Raw genomic sequence first — 24,230 nt, 5'->3', positions numbered from 1 at the left:
GTGCGGTCAGCTGAGACCGACTCAGATGTCGAGGAAGCGGACGTCCTTGGCGTTGCGCTGGATGAACGCGCGGCGGGCCTCGACGTCCTCGCCCATGAGGACCGAGAACAGGTCATCGGCCTGGGCGGCGTCGTCGAGGGTGACCTGGCCGAGGACGCGGTGCTCCTGGTCCATGGTCGTGATGCGCAGCTCCTCGGCGTTCATCTCACCGAGACCCTTGAAGCGCTGCACCGAGTCGTCCTTGATGCGCTTGCCCGCGTTGCGGCCCATCTCGATGAGGGCATCGCGCTCGCGGTCGGAGTACGCGTACTCGAAGTCGTCCTTGCCCCACTTGATCTTGTAGAGCGGCGGACGGGAGAGGTACACGTGCCCGGCCTCGACCAGCGGCCGCATGAAGCGGAACAGGAAGGTCAGCAGCAGGGTGTTGATGTGCTGGCCGTCGACGTCGGCGTCCGCCATCAGGATGATCTTGTGATAGCGGAGCTTCTCGATGTCGAAGTCCTCGTGGACCCCGGTGCCGAAGGCGGAGATCAGCGCCTGGATCTCCTGGTTCTGCAGGATCTTGTCGATCCGCGCCTTCTCGACGTTGAGGATCTTGCCTCGGATCGGGAGGATCGCCTGGTACTCGGGGTTCCGGCCGGACTTGGCCGAGCCGCCGGCGGAGTCACCCTCGACGATGAAGATCTCGCACTTGGTGGGGTCGTTCGACTGGCAGTCGCTCAGCTTGCCCGGGAGGGAGGCCGTCTCCAGCAGGCCCTTGCGGCGCGTCAGGTCCCGGGCCTTGCGGGCCGCCACGCGCGCGTAGGCCGCCTGGATGCCCTTGCGGATGATGTCCGCAGCCTCGTTCGGGTTGCGGTCCAGCCAGTCGGCCAGGTGCTCGTAGACGACCTTCTGGACGAAGGTCTTCACCTCGGTGTTGCCCAGCTTCGTCTTCGTCTGACCCTCGAACTGGGGCTCGCTCAGCTTGACCGAGATGATCGCGGTCAGGCCCTCGCGGATGTCGTCACCGGTGAGGTTGTCGTCTTTCTCCCGCAGCAGCCGCTTGTCGCGCGCGTACTTGTTGATCAACGAGGTCAGCGCGGACCGGAAGCCCTCTTCGTGCGTACCACCCTCGTGCGTGTGGATGATGTTGGCGAAGGAGTACACACCCTCGGTGTAGCCGCCGTTCCACTGCATGGCGACCTCGAGGGACAGGTGCTTGTCCTTGTCCTCGGCCTCCAGGTCGATCACGGTGGGGTGCACCACGTCTCCCTTGCGGGAGTTGAGGTACGTCACGAAGTCGACGATGCCGCCCTCGTAGTGGTACGAGACGGCCTTGACCTCGTGCTTCTCGTCCTCACCGGCCTCGTCCGCACCGGCCGTGGCCTTCGCCGACTCGCGCTCGTCGGCGAGGTTGATCCGCAGACCCTTGTTGAGGAACGCCATCTCCTGGAAGCGCCGCGACAGCGTCTCGAAGGAGTAGTTCGTGGTCTCGAAGATGTCCGGGTCGGCCCAGAAGGTGACCGTGGTGCCGTGCTCGTCCGTGGCCTCGTGCTGGGCGAGCGGGGCCGTCGGGACGCCCAGCTTGTAGTCCTGCGTCCAGCGGTAGCCGTCGGTCTTGACCTCGACGGCGACCTTGGTCGACAAGGCGTTCACCACGGAGACGCCGACGCCGTGCAGACCACCGGAGACCGCGTAACCGCCGCCGCCGAACTTGCCGCCCGCGTGCAGCACGGTCAGCACGACCTCGACGGCCGGCTTGCCCTCGGTCGGCACGATGCCCACCGGGATGCCACGGCCGTTGTCCACGACCCGTACGCCGCCGTCGGCGAGGATCGTCACGTCGATCGTGTCCGCGTGCCCGGCCAGCGCCTCGTCGACGGAGTTGTCGACGACCTCCTGCACCAGGTGGTGCAGACCACGCTCACCGGTCGAGCCGATGTACATACCGGGCCGCTTGCGGACCGCGTCCAGACCCTCGAGGACGGTGATGGCACTGGCGTCGTACGAGGCGGTGACCTCGCCGTTGGAGGTGATCGCCTCGCTGCTCACGCCTTCGTCGGTGGACGGGATGTTCTCGTTGGGGTTGCCGGAATCGGCCACGAAGCGCCCTTTCTGGCACAGCACGAGCCAGGCTCTGGGGGTCCCCCCTCCGGGGGAGGGTTGCCGGAGCGGCTGCGGCATGTTGCGTTGGTAAGCCTTGATCAGCGTTGCTCAGCTTTTCCCGGACGGTCCCCAGCGAGTGGGGCGGGATTGGCTCCAGTCTACCGGTAGCACTGACACTGATGGGGGTTTGCCGGTACCTGAGTCCGCATGTGCCGCCCTCGACGGGTCTTCCCCGACTCCCGATATGCGGATGGGGGCTCCAAGAGGCTCACGGAGGCACTCAGCGCTTCCGGCCGTCAACCCTTGGCTACTTCGGAGTCAGGTCGCTGTTCGCAACCGTGTGCGGTGACGGAAATAGGTGCTCGGAACGGCTGTGACAGGGCCGCGCCGCCCCGCCGAGACGTGACGTAAGTCACCTGTATGTATCGCCAGGTCCACTGCTGCCCGGGGCGCGCAGGGGGCCGTAGCGGCGGGTGGGGACGCTGGGGCCCAGGACCTTGATCTGCCGCACGGTGCCGTGGCCCAGGTCCTCGTTGAGACGGGCGACCAGGGTCGGGGCGAGCAGCCGCAGGTTCGTCGCCCAGGCCGTCGAGTCGCAGCGCACGACCAGGACGCGCTCGTCCTCGTCGTACCTCTCCGGCACACAGTGGTTGGCCACGTCCTCGCCGACGATCTGCGGCCAGCGGCCCATCACACCGCCCACCGCGGCCGGGGCCTCCCAGCCGCGCTCGCTGATCAGCCGGTTGATCGCCGAGCCGAGCGCCATCGGATCGCGGCCGTCGGCACGCGCGCCGGAGCGCAGCCCGCCGCGGCGCGCCTGCTTCTTCTGCTGAGCCGCGTCCCCACGCGCGCGTGCGGCTTCCTTCGCCGCGCGGAGCGCCACACGCGCGAGGTCGACACCGGAGGGCTCGGGGGTGTTCTTCGGCTCCTGTGCGCTCATACGCGCTCCACCGCCCCGTCGGACACGGCGAACCGCGTCCCGGACAGCACATGCGGTACGTCGTCGTCGACCGCGGCCGTCACCAGGACCTGCTCGCCGGGCGCGACCAGCTCGGCGAGCCGCTCACGGCGGCGGGTGTCCAGCTCGGCGAAGACGTCGTCGAGCACCAGCACCGGCTCATTGCCCTCGGCACGCAGCAGGTCGTACGAGGCCAGGCGCAGGGCCAGCGCGTAGGACCAGGACTCGCCGTGCGAGGCGTAGCCCTTGGCGGGCAGCTGGCCGAGCTTGAGCTGGAGGTCGTCCCGGTGCGGGCCGACCAGGGTGACGCCCCGCTCGATCTCCTGCTTGCGGGCCTCGGCGAGCGCGGCCATCAGCTGTTCGAAGAGGTCCTCGCGGGTGTGCGCCTCGCCCGGCGCGGACGGCTTGTACTCCAGGGCTATCGGACCACCGCCGGGGGCGAGCTGCTCGTACGCCTTGTCTGCCAGCGGCTGGACGGCGGCGATCAGATCCAGCCGCTGGGCGAGCAGCTCGGCGCCCGCGCGCGCGAGGTGCTGGTCCCAGATGTCCAGTGTGGACATGTCCACACTGCGGCCGCCGTGCCGACGGGCCAGCGCGGCCGACTTCAGCAGGGTGTTGCGCTGCTTGAGGACCCGGTCGTAGTCCGAGCGGACCCCGGCCATGCGCGGGGAACGGGCGGTGATCAGCTCGTCGAGGAAGCGGCGCCGCTCACCGGGATCGCCCTTGACCAGGGCGAGATCCTCGGGTGCGAAGAGGACGGTCCGAACGATCCCCAGCACGTCACGCGGCTTGACCTGCGAGGACCTGTTGATACGGGCACGGTTGGCGCGCCCCGGATTCAGCTCCAGCTCGACCAGCTGCTGCCGGTCGCCCTGCCGGACCTGGGCCCGGATGACGGCACGCTCGGCGCCCATGCGGACCAGGGGAGCGTCGGAGGAGACCCGATGGCTGCCGAGAGTGGCGAGATAGCCCACGGCCTCGACGAGGTTGGTCTTGCCCTGCCCGTTCGGCCCGACGAAGGCCGTCACCCCCGGATCGAGCGGGACCTCGACCCGGGGGTAGGAGCGAAAGTCAGCCAGCGACAGATGCGTGACGTGCATGGTCGTTTCGCCGACCTCCCAGGCGCTCGGGTGTTTCCTACGTGCTCTCGGTCGCGTGCTACTTCTTCTCGACCGCGTGGCCGCCGAACTGGTTCCGCAGCGCCGCGATCATCTTCATCTGGGGCGAGTCCTCCTGGCGGGAGGCGAACCGCGCGAACAGCGACGCGGTGATCGCCGGCAGCGGCACCGCGTGGTCGATCGCGGCCTCCACAGTCCAGCGTCCCTCGCCGGAGTCCTGTGCATAACCCCGGAGCCCGTCCAGGTGCTCGTCCTCGTCGAGCGCGTTGACCGCGAGGTCCAGCAGCCAGGAGCGGATGACCGTGCCCTCCTGCCAGGAGCGGAAGACGTCCCGGACGTCGGTCACGGAGTCGACCTTCTCCAGGAGCTCCCAGCCCTCGGCGTAGGCCTGCATCATCGCGTACTCGATGCCGTTGTGGACCATCTTCGCGAAGTGGCCGGCGCCGACCTTGCCCGCGTGCACCGCGCCGAAGTCGCCCTCCGGCTTGAGGGCGTCGAAGACCGGCTGCACCTTGGCGACGTTCTCCTTGTCGCCGCCGTACATCAGCGCGTAGCCGTTCTCCAGGCCCCAGACGCCGCCGGAGACTCCGCAGTCGACGAAGCCGATGCCCTTGGCCGCCAGCTCCCCGGCATGCTTCTCGTCGTCGGTCCAGCGGGAGTTGCCGCCGTCCACGACGACATCGCCCGGCTCCAGCAGCTCGGCAAGCTGGTCGATCGTGGACTGCGTGGCCTCGCCTGCCGGGACCATCACCCAGACCACGCGCGGGCCGCTGAGCTTGCCCACTAGCTCCTGCAGGCTGTGGACATCGGCGAGATCCGGGTTGCGGTCGTATCCGAGGACGGTGTGGCCCGCGCGGCGGATCCGCTCGCGCATGTTGCCGCCCATCTTGCCGAGGCCGACTAGACCGAGATCCATCAGTTGTTTTCCTTAGGTGTACAGGTGTCCGACGTGGCGTTGCGGCACTCGCGTGCCGCGTCCGAGCCTAAACCCGGACGCTCGCGCACATCTGTGGGCATACGCGCTCAGTCGTAGGCCCCCACCTGCGGCTTTGCCCCCAGCCTGTGGACAACCGCCGACGGCTTCCGGGAGGCCGAGCCGCTCAGCCGCTCAGCCTCACCGGCATGATCAGGTACTTGTAGGCGTCGTCCGCCTCGGCGTCCAGTGCCGGCTTGCCGCTGAGCAGCGCGGGCTTCGTGGACGTCGTGAAGGACAGCTGGGCGACCGGGGAGTCGATCGCGCTCAGGCCGTCCAGCAGGAACGTCGGGTTGAAGGCGATCGACACGTCGTCGCCCTCCAGCTGCGCGTCGACCCGCTCCACAGCCTGTGCGTCGTCGCTGGAACCGGCCTCCAGGATGAGCACGCCCTGCTCGAAGCTGAGCCGCACCGGGGTGTTGCGCTCGGCGACCAGGGCCACGCGCTTGACGGCCTCCACGAAGGGGGCGGTCTCGATGACCGCGACGCTGTTGAACTCCGTCGGGAACAGCGAGCGGTACTTCGGGAGGTCGCCCTCCAGCAGACGGGTCGTCGTACGACGACCCGCGCCCTCGAAGCCGATCAAGCCCTCGCCCGAGCCCGAGCCGGACAGCGCCAGGATCACCTGGTCGCCGCTGGTCAGGGCCTTGGCGGTGTCCAGGAGCGTCTTGGCGGGCACCAGGGCGACCGCGGAGGCCTCCGGGTTCTCCGGCTTCCACAGGAACTCGCGGACCGCGAAGCGGTAGCGGTCGGTGGACGCCAGCGTGACGGTGTCGCCCTCGATCTCGATGCGTACACCCGTGAGGACGGGCAGCGTGTCGTCACGGCCCGCCGCGATGGCCACCTGGGCGGCAGCGGAGGCGAAGACCTCGCCGGGGACGGTGCCCGTCGCGTTCGGCATCTGCGGCAGGGCCGGGTACTCCTCCACAGGCAGGGTGTGGAGTGTGAACCGGGAGGAGCCGCAGACCACGGTCGCCCGTACACCGTCTGTGGAGATCTCCACCGGCCGGTTGGGGAGCGCGCGGCAGATGTCCGCGAGCAGGCGGCCCGAGACCAGGACCGTGCCCTCCTCGTCGACCTCCGTCTCCACCGACACCCGCGCCGAGACCTCGTAGTCGAAGCTGGACAGGCTCAGCTGGCCTTCCTCGGCCTTCAGCAGCAGGCCGGCGAGGACAGGCGCCGGCGGCCGGGCCGGGAGGCTGCGCGCTGCCCAGGCCACTGCCTCCGCGAGTACGTCGCGTTCCACCCGGATCTTCACTGTTGCCGCCTCCTGCTGTTGCCGGCGCTTCTCGCTCTGCCTGGCCTTCGTCGTCTGTCGCGGTGTCGACGGTCCCCAGGACGGGGAGGACACCGGGGACCAGTCTGACGCACCGCACTGACAGTAGGTGCCTCTCGGGGTCAAGTCGTGACGAGGGGCGGTCGGGCTCCGAAGAGCGAGTTGTGCACAGGACCCACTTCGAAACGAATTCCCAGCTCTCTCTAGTTGGGAGTAGTAGTAGGGGCTGTGGATACAGTGGATAACCCCGTTTGCCCAGCTCAGAGCGGGAATTTTGTCCACGGGTCCTGTGGGTGACGGCAGTGGACAACCTGGTGTTTCTGTGGAGAACAGAAAGTTCTGCACACACCGTGCACAGGGAGAGGCGAGTTCTCCCCAGCGCCGTCCCCAGCTTTACCCGTGTTTCCCACAGCCCAACCCGGCAGCTTTGTGTGACGCCTTTCACTCGACCCGGTGAGGAGGCGCGTCGTGTTGCCGAACAGTGGACAGCGATGTGGAGAAGCCGGTGATCGCTGGGGACAACTGACCCCAGCCTGTGGGTTGTCGGTGGAAAACTTGATGCACAGCCTGTGGATCTCTCCGCTGTCCACAGTCTGTGGAGATCGTTCGTCCACGAATCCACATGCAGGTGACCTGGCCTGATGGCCCTTCAGCCGCAGCGCCTGTGGACACAGTCTGGACAACTTCCCAGTCCCCAGGATGTGGACGGGAAAAAATCACCAAATCTGTGGAGGGTGGCCGTAACCCGGCAGGTAATCGAACAGCCAGGGACCGCGACATGACGAAGGGCGCCCCCGGAAACCTTCTCCGGGAGCGCCCTCGGCGGTCTGTCGCTCGGTACGTCAGCCGTTCTTGATGCGGTTGGTCAGCTCGGTGACCTGGTTGTAGATGGAGCGGCGCTCGGCCATCAGATTGCGGATCTTGCGGTCCGCGTGCATGACCGTCGTGTGGTCGCGGCCGCCGAACAGCGCGCCGATCTTCGGCAGCGACAGGTCCGTCAGCTCACGGCACAGGTACATGGCGATCTGCCGGGCAGTGACGAGGGCGCGGCCCCGGGACGTGCCGCACAGGTCCTCGACGGTCAGCCCGAAGTAGTCCGCCGTCGCGCCCATGATGGCCGTCGACGTGATCTCGGGGGCCGAGTCCTCGCCGCCGGGGATGAGGTCCTTGAGGACGATCTCCGTCAGGCCCAGGTCCACCGGCTGCCGGTTGAGCGAGGCGAACGCCGTGACCCGGATCAGCGCGCCCTCCAGCTCGCGGATGTTGCGCGAGATCCGGGACGCGATGAACTCCAGCACCTCCGGCGGCGCGTTCAGCTGCTCCTGCACCGCCTTCTTGCGGAGGATCGCGATACGCGTCTCCAGCTCGGGCGGCTGGACGTCGGTGATCAGACCCCACTCGAAACGGTTCCGCAGCCGGTCCTCCAGCGTGACCAGCTGCTTCGGCGGCCGGTCGCTGGACAGCACGATCTGCTTGTTCGCGTTGTGGAGCGTGTTGAAGGTGTGGAAGAACTCCTCCTGCGTCGACTCCTTGTCCGCCAGGAACTGGATGTCGTCGACGAGCAGGATGTCCATCTCGCGGTACCGCTTGCGGAAGCTGTCGCCCTTGCCGTCGCGGATGGAGTTGATGAACTCGTTGGTGAACTCCTCCGAGCTCACGTACCGCACCCGCGTGCCCGGGTAGAGGCTGCGGGCGTAGTGCCCGATCGCGTGCAGCAGGTGTGTCTTGCCGAGCCCGGACTCCCCGTAGATGAACAACGGGTTGTAGGCCTTCGCCGGCGCCTCGGCGACAGCGACCGCGGCGGCGTGCGCGAAGCGGTTGGAGGCGCCGATGACGAACGTGTCGAAGAGGTACTTGGGGTTCAGACGCGCGGTGGGCTCACCGGGGCCTGTCGCCGGCGCGGGCTGCGCGGCCAGCGGGCCGGGCGCACCGGTCGTCGGCAGGTTGGGGCCGACGGGGCCGCCGCGGTGCACATGCCCCGAGCCGGCCGGCGGCTCGGGCAGCTCCCGGCGGACCGCGTCGCGCTGGTCGTATTCGGGGCGTGGGTTGTCGTAGTCGGAGCGCGGCTGCTCGTAGGAGGGGCGCTCCATGGACTGCGGGCGGTAGTCCTGGGCGGACGAGCCGTACGAGTCCTGTGATCCGTGGGAGCCACGGGGTCCGTGAGAGCCGTAGGAGTCCTGTGAGCCGTGGGATCCATGGGACCCGTGGGATCCGTGGGATCCGTGGGACCCGTACGAGTCCTGGGGCCCGTGGGATTTATAGGAGTCCTGCGCGCTGTACGAGTCCTGAGCGCCGCCGCCGTACTGATCCTGGCCGCCGCCGTACTGGTCCTGGTTGCCGTACTGGTCCTGCGAGCCGTAGGAGTCCTGCGCCGGTGACGCGTACGGGTCACGCTCGGGGAAGCCGAGGCGCTGCTGCTGCCAGCCGTAGTCGTCCTGTGTGGGCCGCGGCCAGGCGCCGGGCTCGGGGCGCTGGTACTCGGACGGGTACGCGGGGCGCGGGGAGGGCAGTTGATCTCCGCGCGTAGGCGGAAGCTGTTCGCCGGCCGATCCCGGCATCTGGTCGGCGCGGTGGCGGCCGTACCCCTCGTATCCGTCGCGTTCCTGGCGCGCGGCGGGGAGCTCGGGCTCTTCGTAGCGCGACTGCTGGGGGCGGGCCGGGGGCGCCGGCGGGGCGGGGGCCTCGCCCGCGGAGTCGTCGACGGTGATCGCGATCCGGATCGGGCGGCCGCACTCGCGGCTCAGCGTCTCGCTGACGATCGGTGCCAGCCGGCCCTCGAGTACGCCCTTCGCGAATTCGTTCGGTACGGCGAGCAGGGCGGTGTCCGCGACCAGCGCGAGCGGCTGGCAGCGCCGGATCCAGTGCTCGTCCTTCGTCTCGACCCCCTGACCGCGACCCTCCCCGAGGAGCTGCTCCAATACGCGTGGCCACACTGCGGCAAGATCGGCAGGTACGTCAGCCACAGGGCACGCTCTCTCACAGGTCCCACGAACGTGTGGTTCTGGGACGGCTCGGGATGTAAATCGAGTGGGGCAGGGATAAGGGAACGAATCGGAGTTCCGTCACGGTAGTCAGGGCGGCCGGTAGGGTTCAAGTTGTTGTCCCCAGCCTGTGGACAAGTGTCTCCCGGCGACTCCTGGTTTGACCGGATGGCGTAGCCGCGCGTACCGTAACCAGGTCGAGTTGTCGATGGCTGCTGCCGCCTGCCTCCGATGGGCACAGGTCATTTGGGTGATCGGTCAGCGGTGCACTCGGGCGTAACTGCGAGCTACTCGTGGGCGCACGGTGACAGCCAGGACGGCACCCCGCATCTACCGATTTCTTCTGGAGCCCCCGAGTGAGCAAGCGCACCTTCCAGCCGAACAACCGTCGTCGCGCGAAGACCCACGGCTTCCGCCTGCGGATGCGTACCCGTGCCGGCCGCGCGATTCTCGCGAACCGCCGCAGCAAGGGTCGCGCCAACCTGTCCGCCTGATCCCGATCAGGTCATGACGTCGTGCTGCCTACCGAGCATCGGCTGAGGCGGCGCGAGGACTTCGCGACCGCGGTACGGCGAGGACGCCGGGCAGGACGCCCGTTCCTCGTCGTCCACCTACGAAGCGGTGCCACGGACCCGCATGCGCCTGGGGAGAGCGCTCCCCCGACGCGTGCGGGTTTCGTCGTGAGCAAAGCTGTGGGTGGCGCGGTCGTGCGCAACAAGGTGAAGCGCAGGCTTCGCCATCTGATGCGCGAGCGAGTCGCCCAGCTGCCCCCCGGTAGCCTGGTAGTCGTACGAGCGCTGCCCGGATCGGGTGACGCCGACCATGCACAGCTGGCCCGAGACCTGGATGCCGCTCTCCAGCGGTTGCTGGGAGGGGGCGCGCGATGAAGTACCCGCTGCTGGCTCTGATCAAGCTCTACCAGTGGACGATCAGTCCGCTGCTCGGGCCGGTCTGCAAGTACTACCCGTCGTGCTCCCACTACGGCTACACGGCCATCGACCGGCACGGTGCCATCAAGGGAACGGCACTCACGGCCTGGCGCATCCTGCGGTGCAATCCGTGGTCGCTGGGTGGTGTGGACCATGTCCCGCCGCGCAAGCGTCCGCGGTGGCACGAAATGCTGCGTACCGCGTGGCGTGCACGCAAGGGCGGGCCCTCCGCCGCCGACCCGGCCATCGAGGGACAGACTTCTCCCACAAGTCGGTCCAGTCCTTCGAGCCCGGCCGCAGAGACACCGTCCCATGCCCAAGGAGCATGATTAGTGGACACGATTGCCAGCCTCTTCAGCTTCATCACCACACCCGTCTCCTGGGTCATCGTCCAGTTCCATTCGGTGTACGGCGCCCTCTTCGGCCCTGACACCGGATGGGCCTGGGGCCTGTCGATCGTGTCCCTGGTGATCCTGATCCGTATCTGCCTCATCCCGCTCTTCGTGAAGCAGATCAAGTCGACCCGGGCCATGCAGACGCTGCAGCCCGAGATGAAGAAGATCCAGGAGCGCTACAAGAACGACAAGCAGCGTCAGTCCGAAGAGATGATGAAGCTGTACAAGGAGACGGGCACCAACCCGCTCTCCTCGTGCCTTCCCATCCTGGCGCAGTCCCCGTTCTTCTTCGCCCTGTACCACGTGCTCAACAGCATCGCGACGGGCGACACCATCGGTGTCATCAACCAGAGCCTGCTGCAGAGCGCGCAGAAGGCCCACATCGTCGGTGCGCCGCTGGCGGCGAAGTTCACCGACAGCGCGTCGAAGGTGGAAGCACTCGGTGCCTCCCTCACCGACGTCCGCGTGGTCACCGCCATCATGATCGTCCTGATGTCGGCGTCGCAGTTCTTCACCCAGCGCCAGCTGATGACGAAGAACGTCGACACCACGGTGAAGACGCCGTTCATGCAGCAGCAGAAGATGCTGATGTACGTCTTCCCCGTCATGTTCGCCGTCTTCGGCATCAACTTCCCCGTCGGTGTCCTCGTCTACTGGCTGACCACCAACGTGTGGACCATGGGCCAGCAGATGTACGTCATCCACAACAACCCGACCCCCGGTTCGAAGGCCCAGGCCTCGTACCTGGAGCGCCTGGACAAGCACGTCACGCAGCACAGCAAGGTCGGCCGGCGCCGCGACCGGGCCATCGTCAAGGCGATCGTCGCCAAGGGACGCGACCGCAACGAGTTCGAGCGCAAGTTCATCAACGGCCTCAGCAAGGCCGGACTCGTCGCCCAGGCCGACGGCACCGTGATCAAGGGCGACACCTCTGCCGCTGTCGAGACCGAGGACGGCACGTCGAGCACGGCCACCGCGAAGCGTCAGCAGCCCAAGCGCCAGAGCAAGTCTCAGCGCCAGTCCGGTGTCGCGAAGGCGGCCGGCGAGGCCGAGCCGAAGACGTCGCTGAGCAAGTCCGACGAGCCCGACGACGCCAAGCCCGCCGCCGCTGCCCAGAAGGGCGGCGCGAAGTCCGGCGGTGGTACCCGCAGCAAGGCCCAGTCCGGACAGCGCAAGGGCCCGCAGCGGCCCAAGTCCCCGTCCAAGAAGTAAGAAGGAGTCCATCCCGTGACGGAAGGCACCACCTCCGCCGCTGCCGAGGGTGCAGACACCCTGTCTCGCCTGGAGCAGGAAGGCGAGATCGCTGCGGACTACCTGGAGGGTCTGCTCGACATCGCCGATCTCGACGGCGACATCGACATGGACGTCGAGGCCGACCGTGCCTCCGTCTCGATCATCAGCGACTCGGGCCGCGACCTGCAGAAGCTGGTCGGCCGCGACGGTGAGGTGCTGGAGGCGCTTCAGGAGCTCACCCGTCTGGCGGTGCACCGGGAGACCGGCGACCGCAGCCGTCTGATGCTCGACATCGCGGGATACCGCGCCCAGAAGCGCTCCGAGCTGTCCGAGCTGGGTGCCAAGGCCGCTGCCGAGGCCAAGAGCAGCGGTGAGGCCGTGAAGATGCAGCCGATGACGCCGTTCGAGCGCAAGGTCGTGCACGACGCGGTCAAGGCCGCGGGTCTGCGCAGCGAGTCCGAGGGCGAGGAGCCGCAGCGCTTCGTCGTCGTGCTGCCTGCCTGATCGGTCCCTACGTTTCCCGGCCCCGTCTGTTGCGCAGGCGGGGCCGAACTTTGTCAGCCTGATAGTTCTGGTGGTTCTGGCGTCGGCGCTGGGCGCGCTGACGCGGTACGGAAGGACGGTCCCCCGTGACGGAGGCAGCGGAGCTTCCCCCCGCGCCCGAGCAGGCGCGCGAGGTGTTCGGTGATCGCTTCGCGGATGCGGTGCGGTACGCCGAGCTGCTCGCTCATGCGGGCGTGCAGCGCGGTCTCATCGGCCCGCGAGAAGTGCCCCGCTTGTGGGAGCGGCACCTGCTGAACTGCGCGGTGCTCTCGGAGGTCGTGCCCGAGGGCGTGACCGTGTGCGATGTCGGCTCGGGCGCCGGCCTGCCCGGCATTCCCCTGGCACTCGTCCGGGAGGATCTGAAGATCACGCTGCTGGAGCCGCTGTTGCGGCGCACCAACTTCCTCACCGAGGTCGTGGAGCTGCTCGGCCTCGATCACGTGACGGTCGAACGGGGCCGGGCCGAAGAGGTCATGGGGAAGATCCAGCCCGTCCACGTCGTGACCGCCCGAGCCGTCGCGCCGCTCGACCGTCTCGCCACGTGGGGCGTCCCGCTGCTGCGGCCCTACGGCGAGATGCTCGCGCTCAAGGGCGATGCCGCGGAGGAGGAGCTGAAGAGCGCGTCGGCGGCACTGAGCAAGCTGGGTGCCGTGGAGACGTCCATCCTGCATGTAGGTGAGGGTGTGGTGGACCCGTTGTCCACTGTCGTACGGGTCGAGGTCGGGGAGAGCCCTGGTGGTGTGCGCTTCGCCGCGAAGCGCGCCAAGGCGGCTCGCACGGGTCGGGCGCGTCGCCGACGCTGAGCTGATCCCGTCCCGCCGACGCTGATCCGTCCTGAGGACGAGACGTACTCCACACAAGCTGCCAAACCGATGCATGCCGGAGTGTCGCGGCGATTCGGCCACGGCTGCTGTGCATCGTGTTTCACGTGAAACGTCGCTCACTGCTGCACGGCATCATCAGTCGTGGCCGCGCTGCGGCCGAACCCCGCGACCGCAAGCCTCTCGGTTCACTCGATGAGGGAACCGAGTTGTCCACGGAGGTGGATTTCTCCACAGAACGCCAGGCCTCACTGGTTCACGACCCCGAAGGCATGGGAGGCTCTGTTCATAGCGAGCCTGAAGTCGAGGAGAGTGAATCCTTGCGGTCCGACGCCAACATCGCGGGACCGATGACCGATCCGGTCCCCGGTCCCCGTACCGAGTCGATGGGGGCGGATGTTTCACGTGAAACACCGCCTCCGATGGACGACACTCCCATCGGTCGTGCTGCCCAACTGGCGGTGGAGGCACTGGGCCGCGCCGGCGAGGGCCTGCCACGGCCCGAGCAGACCCGAATCATGGTGGTCGCCAACCAGAAGGGCGGTGTGGGCAAGACGACGACGACCGTCAACCTTGCCGCGTCGCTGGCCCTGCATGGCGGCCGCGTCCTGGTCGTCGACCTCGACCCACAGGGCAATGCGTCCACGGCGCTGGGCATCGACCATCACGCCGAAGTCCCCTCCATCTATGACGTGTTGGTGGAGAGTAAGCCGCTCTCCGAGGTCGTCCAGCCCGTCCCCGACGTCGAGGGTCTGTTCTGCGCTCCCGCCACGATCGATCTCGCCGGTGCTGAGATCGAGCTGGTGTCCCTGGTGGCCCGGGAAAGCAGGCTGCAGCGTGCCATCCAGGCGTACGAGCAGCCGCTGGACTACATCCTCATCGACTGCCCGCCCTCACTCGGCCTCCTGACGGTCAATGCGTTGGTGGCGGGCCAGGAGGTTCTGATCCCTATCCAGTGCGAGTACTACGCGCTGGAGGGCCTGGGTCAGCTGTTGCGCAACGTCGACCTCGTGCGCGGGCACCTCAACCCCACCCTGCATGTGTCGACCATCCTGCTCACCATGTATGACGGCCGGACGCGCCTCGCTTCCCAGGTCGCGGACGAGGTGCGCACCCACTTCGGCGACGAGGTACTGCGGACGAGCATCCCCCGGTCCGTACGTATCTCCGAGGCGCCGAGTTATGGGCAGACGGTACTGACATACGATCCAGGATCGAGTGGTGCCCTCTCTTACCTTGAGGCGGCACGAGAGATCGCGCTGAAGGGCGTCGGCATCAGCTATGAAGCCACGCACGCCCACATCGGCGTACAGCAGAACGACCCGAGCATGGTGGAGGGCATCCAGTGAGCGATCGACGGAGGGGACTGGGCCGTGGACTCGGCGCGCTGATCCCTGCTGCCCCCACGGAGAAATCGGTGGCCCAAGCGGCGGCAGGGGGACCCGCTTCCACATCTCCCACGGCAGTGCCCGCATTGCCGAACGACCGTGGGGTGGCGGCAGCGAAGGTAGCGACTCTGCCGGCTGTTTCACGTGAAACAGAGGAGCCGGTGCAGCCCAGCGCTCCCGCACTGCCTGCGGCGCCCATCGGTGCGCACTTCGCCGAGATCCCCCTCGACGACATCACGCCGAACCCGCGGCAGCCGCGTGAGGTCTTCGACGATGACGCGTTGGCCGAGCTCATCACCTCCATCAAGGAGGTCGGGCTCCTCCAGCCGGTCGTCGTACGGCAGGTGGGTCCCGCCCGCTATGAGCTCATCATGGGCGAGCGCCGCTGGCGGGCCTGCCGCGAGGCGGGACTGGAGGCGATCCCGGCGATTGTGCGGGCCACGGAGGACGAGAAGCTCCTCCTGGACGCTCTGCTGGAGAACCTGCACCGCGCCCAGCTGAACCCGCTGGAGGAGGCAGCCGCCTACGACCAGTTGCTGAGGGACTTCAACTGCACGCACGACCAGTTGGCGGACCGCATCGGCCGATCCCGCCCGCAGGTCTCCAACACTCTGCGCCTGCTGAAGCTCTCAACGGCTGTCCAGCGCCGCGTTGCCGCCGGGGTGCTCTCCGCCGGCCACGCACGGGCACTGCTGTCCGTCGAGGACTCGGAGGAGCAGGACAGGCTGGCCCACCGCATCGTGGCCGAGGGACTCTCGGTGCGGGCCGTCGAGGAGATCGTGACCCTGATGGGCTCACGGCCTCAGAAGGCGCAGCGGCCCAAGGGCCCGCGCGCCGGTGCCCTGGTCTCTCCCGCGCTGTCCGACCTCGCCACGCGGCTGTCGGACCGCTTCGAGACGCGGGTGAAGGTCGACCTGGGTCAGAAGAAGGGGAAGATCACCGTCGAGTTCGCCTCCATGGAGGACCTCGAGAGGATCCTTGGTTCCTTCGCTCCCGGAGAGGGGCCGGTCCTGCAGAAGAGCCTTATGGAGAGTGACTCCGAGGAGAGCGATTCCTGAGCCTCCGGCAGGAGCCTTGGCTGTGCTTCAGACAGAGCGGGCCGTGTCCGGTGTGTGCCGGAACATGGCCCGCTCTTTCCTTTCTGGCGGTATCGATGGAATCGCATCGTGGATACGATGCGCTGGGGTATGGCGCGACCATCCGGCAGCACCTCTGAAAGGAAGGCAGGGGCCATGGGAACGATGAGCCGCACCGGACTGGTGAGCGCCGGTTTGGGGCTGGGGGCGGTCGGTGGGTTCATCGGCAGTCTCCTCAAGGAACGGAGCGCTCTGACAGCCGCCCGCGACGCGGCGGGCGAAGAAAGCGAGGAACAGCCTTCATGGGGCGTCGGCTCGTACCGCTCACGCTGGACAACCTTCAGGACCTCCCCAAGCGCTGCCGCTCGTGTGTCTTCTGGGAGCTCGACCCAGTCAGGGGCGAGGCCGCGGTAAAGGCGGGCACACCCGCTCTGGAGAAGGAATCCTGGATCTCGGCTGTTCTGCTGGACTGGGGATCCTGCGGCCGCGTCGTGTACGTCGACGATGTGCCGGTGGGCTTCGTGCTCTATGCCCCTCCCGCCTACGTCCCCCGCTCCACGGCGTTTCCCACGAGTCCCATCTCCCCTGACGCGGTGCAGCTGATGACCGCGTTCATCCTGCCGGGCTACCAGGGGCAAGGACTGGGCCGGGTCATGGTCCAGACGGTCGCCAAGGATCTGCTGCGGCGCGACTTCAAGGCGATCGAGGCGTTCGGCGATGTGCGCTGGAAGGAGCCGGCCTGTCTGCTGCCAGCCGACCATCTCCTGGCGGTGGGCTTCAAGACGGTGAGGCAGCACCCCACCAGCCCCCGGCTGAGGCTGGAGCTGAGGTCGACGCTCTCCTGGAAGGAAGACGTCGAGCTGGCGCTGGACCGGCTCTTGGGCGCCGTCCAGAAGGAGCCGGCGCTGCGACCGCTGTAGAGGCACGCAGTCAAACGAATGGGCCAACCCTTCCGGGTTGGCCCATTCGTGTTTCACGTGAAACATGCACCGCCGCTGCGACGGCTCAGCCGATTCACTCGGCGATGAACTCCTCGAGGTCGCGAACGATCGCGGCCTTCGGCTTCGCGCCCACGATGGTCTTGGCGACCTCGCCACCCTGGTAGACGTTCAGGGTCGGGATGGACATGACGCCGTACTTGGCGGCCGTACCCGGGTTCTCGTCGATGTTCAGCTTGACGACCTCGATCTTCTCGCCGTACTCAGAGGCGATCGCCTCGAGGGACGGCGCGATCTGGCGGCAGGGACCGCACCAGGCGGCCCAGAAGTCCACGAGGACGGGCTTGTCGCTCTTGAGGACGTCCTGCTCGAAGGAGTCGTCGGTCACATTCTTCAGGGTGCCGGCCACGGCGGGCTCCTTAACTGGTTGGTGCGTGGGGCGGGTAGGGAGAGGTTCAGACGGAGGTCTTCTCCGGCTCGGGCTGCTCCTCGTCCGAGAGGGCGGAGAGGAAGCGCTCGGCGTCGAGTGCAGCGGAGCAGCCGGTCCCGGCCGCGGTGATCGCCTGACGGTAGGTGTGGTCGACCACGTCGCCGGCACCGAAGACACCAGTCAGGTTCGTGCGCGTCGACGGCGCCTCCACCTTCAGGTAGCCCTCCTCGTCCAGGTCGAGCTGCCCCTTGAAGAGCTCGGTGCGGGGGTCGTGGCCGATGGCGATGAACAGGCCGGTCACCGGCAGGTCGGAGAGCTCGCCGGTCTTGAGGTTGCGCAGTTTCAGACCCGAGAGCTTCGGGTCGCCCTGGATCTCGGCGACCTCGCTGTCCCACACGAACTTGATCTTCGGGTCGGCGAAGGCGCGTTCCTGCATGGCCTTGGAAGCGCGCAGGGTGTCGCGGCGGTGGACCACGGTCACGGACTTGGCGAACCGCGAGAGGAAGGTGGCCTCCTCCATGGCGGTGTCGCCACCACCGATCACGGCGATGTCTTGGTCCTTGAAGAAGAACCCGTCACAGGTGGCGCACCAGGACACCCCACGGCCGGAGAGGGCGTCCTCGTTCGGCAGACCGAGCTTGCGGTGCTGCGAGCCAGTGGAGACGATGACGGCCTTCGCCCGGTGGACGGTGCCGGCGGTGTCCGTGACGGTCTTGATCTCGCCGGACAGGTCGACGGTCACGACATCGTCCGGGACGAGCTCGGCACCGAAGCGTTCCGCCTGGGCGCGCATGTTGTCCATGAGCTCGGGGCCCATGATGCCGTCCTGGAAGCCTGGGAAGTTCTCGACGTCGGTGGTGTTCATGAGCGCACCGCCGGCGGTGACGGCGCCCTCGAACACCAGTGGCTTCAGCGACGCGCGCGCGGTGTAGAGCGCCGCCGTGTAGCCGGCGGGCCCGGAGCCGATGATGATCACGTTACGGACGTCGCTCACGGCTTGTTTCCTCGTCTCTGGACTGCGTCGTTCGACCGGTGGAGCTTCACTCAGGACTCTCACACCACCCAACGGATCCTAAGGGGCGCGCATTCCCGCTGTGTCCGGGCACACGGAGATGCGGCACTGTGCTGGATACCACGCAGGGCAAAGACGATGCACTCGCTCAGGAGGACGGGTAGGAGCGCTCCAGGAGAACCTTGCCCTTGGCAGTGGACGCCTGGTGATCCACACAGGTCGCGTCGACGACATAGGCGGTGACCCGGGTGGCGTCGGAGGCGTTGGGAAGCAGCACGAGCATGGCCTTCTTCCCCTGGTACCTGCCGTTCTCGACAGCCAGGGCCGCGTCCTTGCGCCCGATTCCATCACGGACGCAGCCGGGCACGGTGGGCTCCCTGAGGACCCTGGGGTGATTGCTGCCAGGGGCGGTCGCCGCGCCGAGGGGGGTGCGGGAACTGCCGCCTTCCTCGCTCTGGTTCTCGGCCAGGAGATCGGTGACCTGCTGCTGCAGCTTCCCCTCGGAGAAGGTGTCCCCAGCGGTGGCCTGCCGCCCGCCCGCTGTGTCGTGGGGCGGCTTGTTGTCGCCGAGTGACGACAACAGGACGGAGCCCAGTCCTAGGGCCGCCACCGTGAAGACGGTCCCCAGAACGGCGGTCCTGCGCCGCCCGTTCCGCGTGCGCTCCTTGCGGCCCGGTCCGGTGCTGGAAGAGCGGGGGCGCCCGGCGGGCCGGTCGGCGGGCGTCGATGTTTCACGTGAAACATGCGTATCGCTGTCGTGCTCGGAGCTGTCGTGCTTGGAAGCCGAGCGGGGAGCGCTCACCGGCGCTGTCCCCTCTGCGGCCTCGGGCTCCGTGGCGTGCAGCAGAGCCTCGGCGGCGAGTGCGGCGTCGATGCGGCCTGCGACATCGGCGGGCATGCGCGGCGGGCCCGGCAGCGTGCCCAGCAGACCGCGGATCTCCTCCAGGGACGCATAGACGTCCGCGCAAAGCTCACAGCCGTCCAGATGCCCGCGTACGTCGGTGCTCCGGGGCGGCGGGAGAATGCCTTCGGAGAGGTCGGAGATCTCCGCGACGTCCGGGTGCCCGGTCATGTCTGTCGTCGACGTCACGCTCGTCCACCTCCGCCCTTCACTGCGGCTGAATCGCTCGGTCCTGTGTCCGGCGGTCCCGTTCGGTGTGGTCCCGCTGCGGGTGGGACGGTTGGCTCTTGCGTCCGGTTCCGTTCCTCGCCCGGGTTCTTGTCCTTGCCGCCGCTGTCTGGCCGTAGATGGGTGAGCAGCGGCAGGAGCCTGGCTCTGCCGCGTGCGCATCGGCTCTTCACCGTGCCGGTCGGCACATCGAGGACGCGGGCCGCCTCCGCGACCGGGTAGCCCTGCATGTCCACCAGGACTAGCGCCGCGCGCTGGTCGGCCGGCAGGGTGCCCAGGGCTTCGATGAGCTGCCGGTGGAGATCGTTGCGCTCGGCGGGTGCGGAGGCCGACTCGTGCGGCTCCAGCAGCTGCTCGAGGCGCTCGGTGTCGTCGACGGGGGAGGTCTTCCGGGAAGCGACCTTGCGGGCGCGGTCCAGGCAGGCGTTCACCGTGATCCTGTGCAGCCAGGTTGTGACGGCCGACTGGCCCCGGAAGGTGTGGGCGGCCCGGTAGGCGGATACGAGGGCGTCCTGCACCGCGTCAGCGGCCTCCTCGCGGTCACCGAGCGTCCGCAGGGCGACGGCCCAGAGACGATCGCGATGCCGCCGCACGATCTCACCGAAGGCGTCGGGGTCGCCTTCGACATGGCGGGCGAGCAGATCCTGATCGCTTACTCCGTCGTACCCGGTGCCGTCTGCCATCGGCCTCCTTCCTCGAGGCAGATGCCGTCAGCTGGTCACCTTGACGTCCGCCACCCTGCCGCGCCACTTGCCGTCGTCCGCCTGCGTGGGCAGCTCGGTCAGCCACACCAGGAGGTAGCGGCTCTTGAGGGCCCTGGGCTTGAGTTCCACTGTCGTCCCGGTGCCCTCGGCGACCTTGGTGTAGGCGTCGAAGGATGTCGGCTCCGACCCCGCGTCCGCGCTCGCGCTGCGGAGCTCGACCGAGGTGTCCCCGACGAAGGTGACCTTCACCTTCCCGACCTGCTGGACCTTGCCGAGGTCGAGGATTATGCCGACGCCTGACTTCAGGCGCCCGAAGTCCGAGCTCAGGTAGTAGTCCGTCTGCCAGTACGAGGCGGTGCTGCCGTCGTAGACCTTCCCTATGTCGGACGGCTTCTCGGTCTGATCGCCGAAGGGGTCGAAGTCCCGTGCCCCGCTGATGGCGATGGGCTTGCCGCCCGTCGGCTTCTTCGGGCTCTTGTCGTTCCCGTCGTTGGTCTGCGTCTGGCCCGGGTCCTCGTTCTTGCCGCCCTGGTCCATGAGCGCGTCCGCCAGCTGCCAGCTGCCGAGACCCAGTGCGGCGATCAGGAGCGCGGAGACGGCCCACTTCAGGGCCTTGCCCGTGCGGCTCTGCAGCGGGGGTGGCGGGGTCGGGACCGGCTGGGTGGCGCCGAGGCGCGGGGCCTGGCGGCCGTAGGAGCCCTGCTGGTACGTCGTGCGCTGGTACTCCGGCGGGGCCGTGAACGCCGGCTCCGGCGGGCGGATGCGGGGCATCTCGCCGATCGCCTTCACCAGCTCCTCGGGCGTCGTGCACGGCGACTCGTGCCGGGAGGCGGTGGCACCGTCGTTGACGAGCGCGCGCATGGACAGCTCGGAGAGCCCGCGGTGCACACCGGCACGCACCTGGTCGGGTGCGATCAGGCCGATGTCCTTCGGCAGGCCCGACAGGCCGTACGCGTCGCTCTCGTACGGCCAGCGCTGGGTGAGCGCCGCATACAGCAGGGCGCCGATGGCCTCGGTGTCGGTGCGCTGCGGGGTCTCGGTCGTGACACCGCGCAGGGCGGCGTTCACGGCGAGCCCGCGGATACGCCACTGACCGGTCGAGGTGCGCAGCACGGCGTTGGGGTCCAGCCGCAGATGGGCGAGCCCCTCGCGGTGCGCGGCGGCCATGGCGGAGGAGATCTGACTGACCATCTGGTAGGCGTCGTACGGCTCCAGCGGCCCGGAGGCGAGGAGCGGGGTCAGCTCCGTCGCGTCGGGCAGCCACTCGTGGACGACGTAGACGAGGTCGTTCTCCTCCACCGCGTCCAGCACCTGGACGAAGCGGGGGTCGCCGAGGAGCGCGGAAGAGCGTGCGGCGGCCAGGACCGAGCGGGCCCGTGAGTGGTCGGCGGGCAGGATGTGCACGCCGACGGCACGGCGGAGCTTCTCGTCCACGGCACGCCAACTGCTGAAACCGTCCAGACGGGTGACGCACTCCTCGAGACGGTACCGTCTGGCGAGTTTGTGCCCGCTGTGCAGTTCAGGCGGCGAGGTCGTTCCGGGCCTGTCGGTCCCGGTGCTCTCCTGTACCTCGTCGCTGTCCGTGTCCCGCTCCCGGTTCTTGGCCACCCCGTCGGCCGTGGACTGGTCCGCCTGCGCGGTCAGCGACGTGTCGTCGCTGTTGTCTGCCACGTCGACGGCAGCCGTACTACGTTCCGCCACCGTCGTTCCTGCCTCCCCATCCATGTGCGCGCCGGCCGGCATCCGTTGCGCGCCGTCCGACGCCGAAACCAATTGTGCCCACAGTCCGCCGCTATGCACGACACGCGGCGGCTGACGATGGTTGTGCGCCTACCCCCCGACTCAGCGTCCCAGGCGTCCGCGGACCATGCCGACCAGCGAGTTGAGTTCCTCGATGCGCATGCGGCGGGCGGCGACGAAGAAGATCCCGAGGAGCACGGCACCGCCGGCAAGTACCCCGGCGATCGAGCCCATGACGCCCTGGCCGAGGGCCTGGCCGATGCCGTAGCAGGCCGCGCCGCTGAGCAGTGCGGCCGGGATCGAGGCGATGCACAGCCGGGCGTAAGTCCGCAGGACACGGGCGCCGTCGAGGTCCCCGCCCAGCCGCTTGCGCAGCCGGCTCCAGGCGACGCCGACACCGATCGCGTACGCCAGACCGTATGAGGCGGCCATGCCGACCACGGCCCAGCGGGACGGGATGACGAAGTAGCAGACCGCCGACGCGCCCGCGTTGACCGCGGCCACGATGACCGTGTTGTAGAAGGGGGTTCGGGTGTCCTCGTAGGCGTAGAAGGCGCGCAGGACGACGTACTGCACGGAGTACGGGATCAGGCCGAGGCCGAACGCCATCAGCATGAAGCCCATGTTGGTGGCCTCGCTGGTGCCCGAGGAGCCGAACATCAGCGTGCACATGGGGATGCCGAGCGAGAGGAATCCGAACGCGATCGGCACGATGGCGACCGCCGTGGTGCGCAGGCCCTGGGAGATGTCGTCGCGGACGGCGCCACCGTCGCCCTCGGCTGCCGAGCGCGACAGACGCGGCAGCAGAGCGGCCATGAGGGAGACCGTGATGATGGCCTGCGGCAGGCCCCAGATCAGCTGTGCGTTGGCGTAGGCGGAGAAGCCGGTGCCGTCGACTGGCGAGGCCTTGCCGGCCGCGGTGGACAGCCAGACGACGACCATGGCGCCCGCCTGGTTGGCGAGGACGAACAGGACCGTCCACTTGGCGAGGGTGATGGCCTTGCCGAGGCCCTGGCCCCTCCAGTCGAAGCGCAGCCGCAGCCGGAAGCCGGTCTCGCGCAGGTAGGGGATCATCGCCAGCGCCTGGACCACGAGACCGAGCAGGACGCCGATGCCGAGGAGGCGCTGGCCCTCCGGCGGGATGGTCGTCACCTTCATCCCGGAGTCGGCCGCGGTGCCGTAGACGTAGATGAACATGCCCAGCGTCACGATGATGACGATGTTGTTCAGGACCGGGGTCCACATCATCGCGCCGAACTTCCCGCGGGCGTTGAGGATCTGGCCCATCACCACGTGGACGCCCATGAAGAAGATCGAGGGCAGGAAGTACTGGACGAAGGTGATGGCGACCTGATTCGCCGCGGGGTCGCTGGCGACTGAGGGGGACATCAGGCGGATCAAGAGGGGCGCGCCGAAGATCGCGAGCGCGGTGAGTGCGCCGAGGGCCACCATGACGAGGGTCAGCAGGCGGTTGGCGTACGCCTCGCCGCCGTCGTCGTCCTCCTTCATGGCACGCACGAGCTGCGGCACGAAGACGGAGTTGAGACCGCCGCCGACGGTGAGGATGTAGAGCATCGTCGGCAGCTGGTAGGCGATCTGGAAGGTGTCGCCGAGGAAGCCGACGCCGATGGCCGACACGATCAGCGCGGAGCGGATGAAGCCGGTGAGGCGGGAGACCATCGTGCCCGCCGCCATCACGGCGCTGGACTTCATGAGGCCCGCGGCCCGGCCGCCCTTCTTGGGGGCCGGCGAGCCGGCGGGCTCCGGGGCGGGGGGCTCGTCGACGAGGGGCGGTGTCGGAGCGGTCTGGCCGGGCGCGCCGTACTGACCCTGTGCCCCGTACTGACCCTGTGCCCCGTACTGGCCCTGCGCCGCGTACTGGCCCTGCGCCGCGTACTGGCCCTGCGCCGCGTACTGGCCCTGTCCCATCTGCCCGGGGGCCTGGGACGGGCCGGGGACCGACGGCTGCTCGTACGACGGGTGACCGCTGTTCTGCTGCTGGTCCCTGTAGAGGTGCGCGAAGGCGTCCGGCTCCTGGCGAGGCTCCCCCGTCTGGGAGACCAGATCGTCCACCCCCACGAACTGGGTCGTCCTGGGATCGTCGCCGTACGGCAGGTGCCGCGTCGGGCCCTCCGGCTCCGGAGCGGGCGTCTGGGCCCACACCTGCGGGTCGGGCGCGTACGGCGACTGCGGCGGCTGGGCGTACATCTGCTGCGGCTGGTACGTACCCGGAGGGGGCGGTGGGTGCGCGGCGCGGTCGTAGAGCGCCTCGGCGACCGGGTCCTGGGCGGAGAGGTCCTGTGCCCGGTAGGGGTCCTGGTCGTAGGCGTCCTGGAGGTACATGTCCGCGGGGGACTGCGGCGGTACCTGGCCGTGCTCGGCCGGCGAGCCCTCGGGCCCACCCGACTCGGGGTAGCCCGAGCTGCCCGCGGCACGGCCGCGGTCACCGTCGTACGGCGCGTTCATGGTTACCCCACCTCATCGTCCCCGGCCCACCGGCC

Annotated in this window: 21 protein-coding genes; 9 read left to right on the top strand and 12 right to left on the bottom strand. The window is 68.5% G+C overall.

All coding sequences use genetic code 11. From position 1 onward, the window contains the following. Nucleotides 1-21 precede the first annotated feature (21 nt). The 6 genes from gyrB to dnaA all read right to left on the bottom strand — a co-directional run bounded on the left by gyrB (nt 22) and on the right by dnaA (nt 9,343). A complete protein-coding gene (gene gyrB / locus ACQEV8_RS21775) occupies nt 22-2,082 on the bottom strand; it encodes a DNA topoisomerase (ATP-hydrolyzing) subunit B (protein WP_432962640.1) in 2,061 nt (686 codons plus the stop codon). Between the two features lie 415 nt (nt 2,083-2,497). Next, nucleotides 2,498-3,025: a DUF721 domain-containing protein gene (locus tag ACQEV8_RS21770; RefSeq protein ID WP_432962638.1), complete on the bottom strand. Its 528-nt coding sequence runs from the start codon at nt 3,023-3,025 to the stop codon at nt 2,498-2,500. Next, complete coding sequence (gene recF, locus ACQEV8_RS21765) at nt 3,022-4,143, bottom strand: DNA replication/repair protein RecF (protein ID WP_432962636.1); 1,122 nt, start codon at nt 4,141-4,143, stop codon at nt 3,022-3,024. Before recF ends, ACQEV8_RS21770 begins: the two co-directional genes overlap by 4 nt. Before the next feature lie 58 nt (nt 4,144-4,201). Further along, nucleotides 4,202-5,077, bottom strand: a complete 876-nt coding sequence (gnd, locus tag ACQEV8_RS21760) for a phosphogluconate dehydrogenase (NAD(+)-dependent, decarboxylating) (RefSeq protein ID WP_432962634.1) — start codon at nt 5,075-5,077, stop codon at nt 4,202-4,204. A 184-nt stretch (nt 5,078-5,261) separates the two neighbouring features. Beyond that, nucleotides 5,262-6,392, bottom strand: coding sequence for a DNA polymerase III subunit beta (gene dnaN / locus ACQEV8_RS21755; RefSeq protein WP_382492188.1), 1,131 nt, complete (start codon nt 6,390-6,392; stop codon nt 5,262-5,264). Nucleotides 6,393-7,252: 860 nt separating this feature from the next. Continuing rightward, nucleotides 7,253-9,343, bottom strand: a complete 2,091-nt coding sequence (gene dnaA, locus ACQEV8_RS21750; RefSeq protein ID WP_432972887.1) for a chromosomal replication initiator protein DnaA — start codon at nt 9,341-9,343, stop codon at nt 7,253-7,255. A gap of 404 nt (nt 9,344-9,747) precedes the next feature. Between dnaA and rpmH the strand changes: the two genes are divergently transcribed. From rpmH to ACQEV8_RS21705, 9 genes are all read left to right on the top strand, one after another. Then, nucleotides 9,748-9,885, top strand: a complete 138-nt coding sequence (rpmH, locus tag ACQEV8_RS21745; protein ID WP_018846094.1) for a 50S ribosomal protein L34 — start codon at nt 9,748-9,750, stop codon at nt 9,883-9,885. 21 nt (nt 9,886-9,906) lie between these two features. Further along, entirely contained in the window at nt 9,907-10,278 is a 372-nt protein-coding gene (gene rnpA, locus ACQEV8_RS21740) for a ribonuclease P protein component (protein ID WP_432962631.1), read from the top strand. After that, complete coding sequence (yidD, locus tag ACQEV8_RS21735; RefSeq protein WP_432962629.1) at nt 10,275-10,649, top strand: membrane protein insertion efficiency factor YidD; 375 nt, start codon at nt 10,275-10,277, stop codon at nt 10,647-10,649. Before rnpA ends, yidD begins: the two co-directional genes overlap by 4 nt. Before the next feature lie 3 nt (nt 10,650-10,652). Further along, nucleotides 10,653-11,927: a membrane protein insertase YidC gene (gene yidC / locus ACQEV8_RS21730; RefSeq protein WP_432962627.1), complete on the top strand. Its 1,275-nt coding sequence runs from the start codon at nt 10,653-10,655 to the stop codon at nt 11,925-11,927. A gap of 15 nt (nt 11,928-11,942) precedes the next feature. Then, on the top strand, nt 11,943-12,452 hold the full coding sequence (locus ACQEV8_RS21725; RefSeq protein WP_432962625.1) for a protein jag: 510 nt from the start codon (nt 11,943-11,945) through the stop codon (nt 12,450-12,452). Nucleotides 12,453-12,577: 125 nt separating this feature from the next. Next, nucleotides 12,578-13,294: a 16S rRNA (guanine(527)-N(7))-methyltransferase RsmG gene (gene rsmG / locus ACQEV8_RS21720; protein WP_432962623.1), complete on the top strand. Its 717-nt coding sequence runs from the start codon at nt 12,578-12,580 to the stop codon at nt 13,292-13,294. Nucleotides 13,295-13,584: 290 nt separating this feature from the next. Then, the gene (locus tag ACQEV8_RS21715; RefSeq protein ID WP_432972884.1) at nt 13,585-14,661 is read left to right on the top strand and encodes a ParA family protein; all 1,077 of its coding nucleotides are present in this window, start codon (nt 13,585-13,587) and stop codon (nt 14,659-14,661) included. Next, a complete protein-coding gene (locus ACQEV8_RS21710; RefSeq protein WP_432962621.1) occupies nt 14,658-15,758 on the top strand; it encodes a ParB/RepB/Spo0J family partition protein in 1,101 nt (366 codons plus the stop codon). The genes ACQEV8_RS21715 and ACQEV8_RS21710 overlap by 4 nt, the downstream gene beginning before the upstream one ends. Nucleotides 15,759-16,078: 320 nt before the next feature. After that, nucleotides 16,079-16,696: a GNAT family N-acetyltransferase gene (locus ACQEV8_RS21705; RefSeq protein WP_432962619.1), complete on the top strand. Its 618-nt coding sequence runs from the start codon at nt 16,079-16,081 to the stop codon at nt 16,694-16,696. A gap of 94 nt (nt 16,697-16,790) precedes the next feature. Here ACQEV8_RS21705 and trxA read toward each other — a convergent pair whose 3' ends face one another. From trxA to murJ, 6 genes are all read right to left on the bottom strand, one after another. Then, nucleotides 16,791-17,123, bottom strand: coding sequence for a thioredoxin (gene trxA, locus ACQEV8_RS21700; RefSeq protein WP_184593875.1), 333 nt, complete (start codon nt 17,121-17,123; stop codon nt 16,791-16,793). 46 nt (nt 17,124-17,169) lie between these two features. Next, the gene (gene trxB / locus ACQEV8_RS21695; protein WP_432962616.1) at nt 17,170-18,138 is read right to left on the bottom strand and encodes a thioredoxin-disulfide reductase; all 969 of its coding nucleotides are present in this window, start codon (nt 18,136-18,138) and stop codon (nt 17,170-17,172) included. Between the two features lie 166 nt (nt 18,139-18,304). Further along, a complete protein-coding gene (locus ACQEV8_RS21690; protein WP_432962614.1) occupies nt 18,305-19,246 on the bottom strand; it encodes an anti-sigma factor family protein in 942 nt (313 codons plus the stop codon). Continuing rightward, entirely contained in the window at nt 19,243-19,968 is a 726-nt protein-coding gene (sigM, locus tag ACQEV8_RS21685; protein ID WP_432962612.1) for an RNA polymerase sigma factor SigM, read from the bottom strand. Before sigM ends, ACQEV8_RS21690 begins: the two co-directional genes overlap by 4 nt. 27 nt (nt 19,969-19,995) lie before the next feature. Beyond that, nucleotides 19,996-21,690, bottom strand: coding sequence for a protein kinase family protein (locus tag ACQEV8_RS21680; protein WP_432962610.1), 1,695 nt, complete (start codon nt 21,688-21,690; stop codon nt 19,996-19,998). A 141-nt stretch (nt 21,691-21,831) separates the two neighbouring features. Beyond that, nucleotides 21,832-24,195, bottom strand: a complete 2,364-nt coding sequence (murJ, locus tag ACQEV8_RS21675) for a murein biosynthesis integral membrane protein MurJ (protein ID WP_432962608.1) — start codon at nt 24,193-24,195, stop codon at nt 21,832-21,834. Nucleotides 24,196-24,230 lie beyond the last annotated feature (35 nt).

The organism is Streptomyces sp. CA-179760 (assembly GCF_050937045.1).
Taxonomy (GTDB): domain Bacteria; phylum Actinomycetota; class Actinomycetes; order Streptomycetales; family Streptomycetaceae; genus Streptomyces.
The sequence above is the reverse complement of the archived record's forward strand: the minus strand, read 5'-3'. Positions and strand labels throughout refer to the sequence as shown.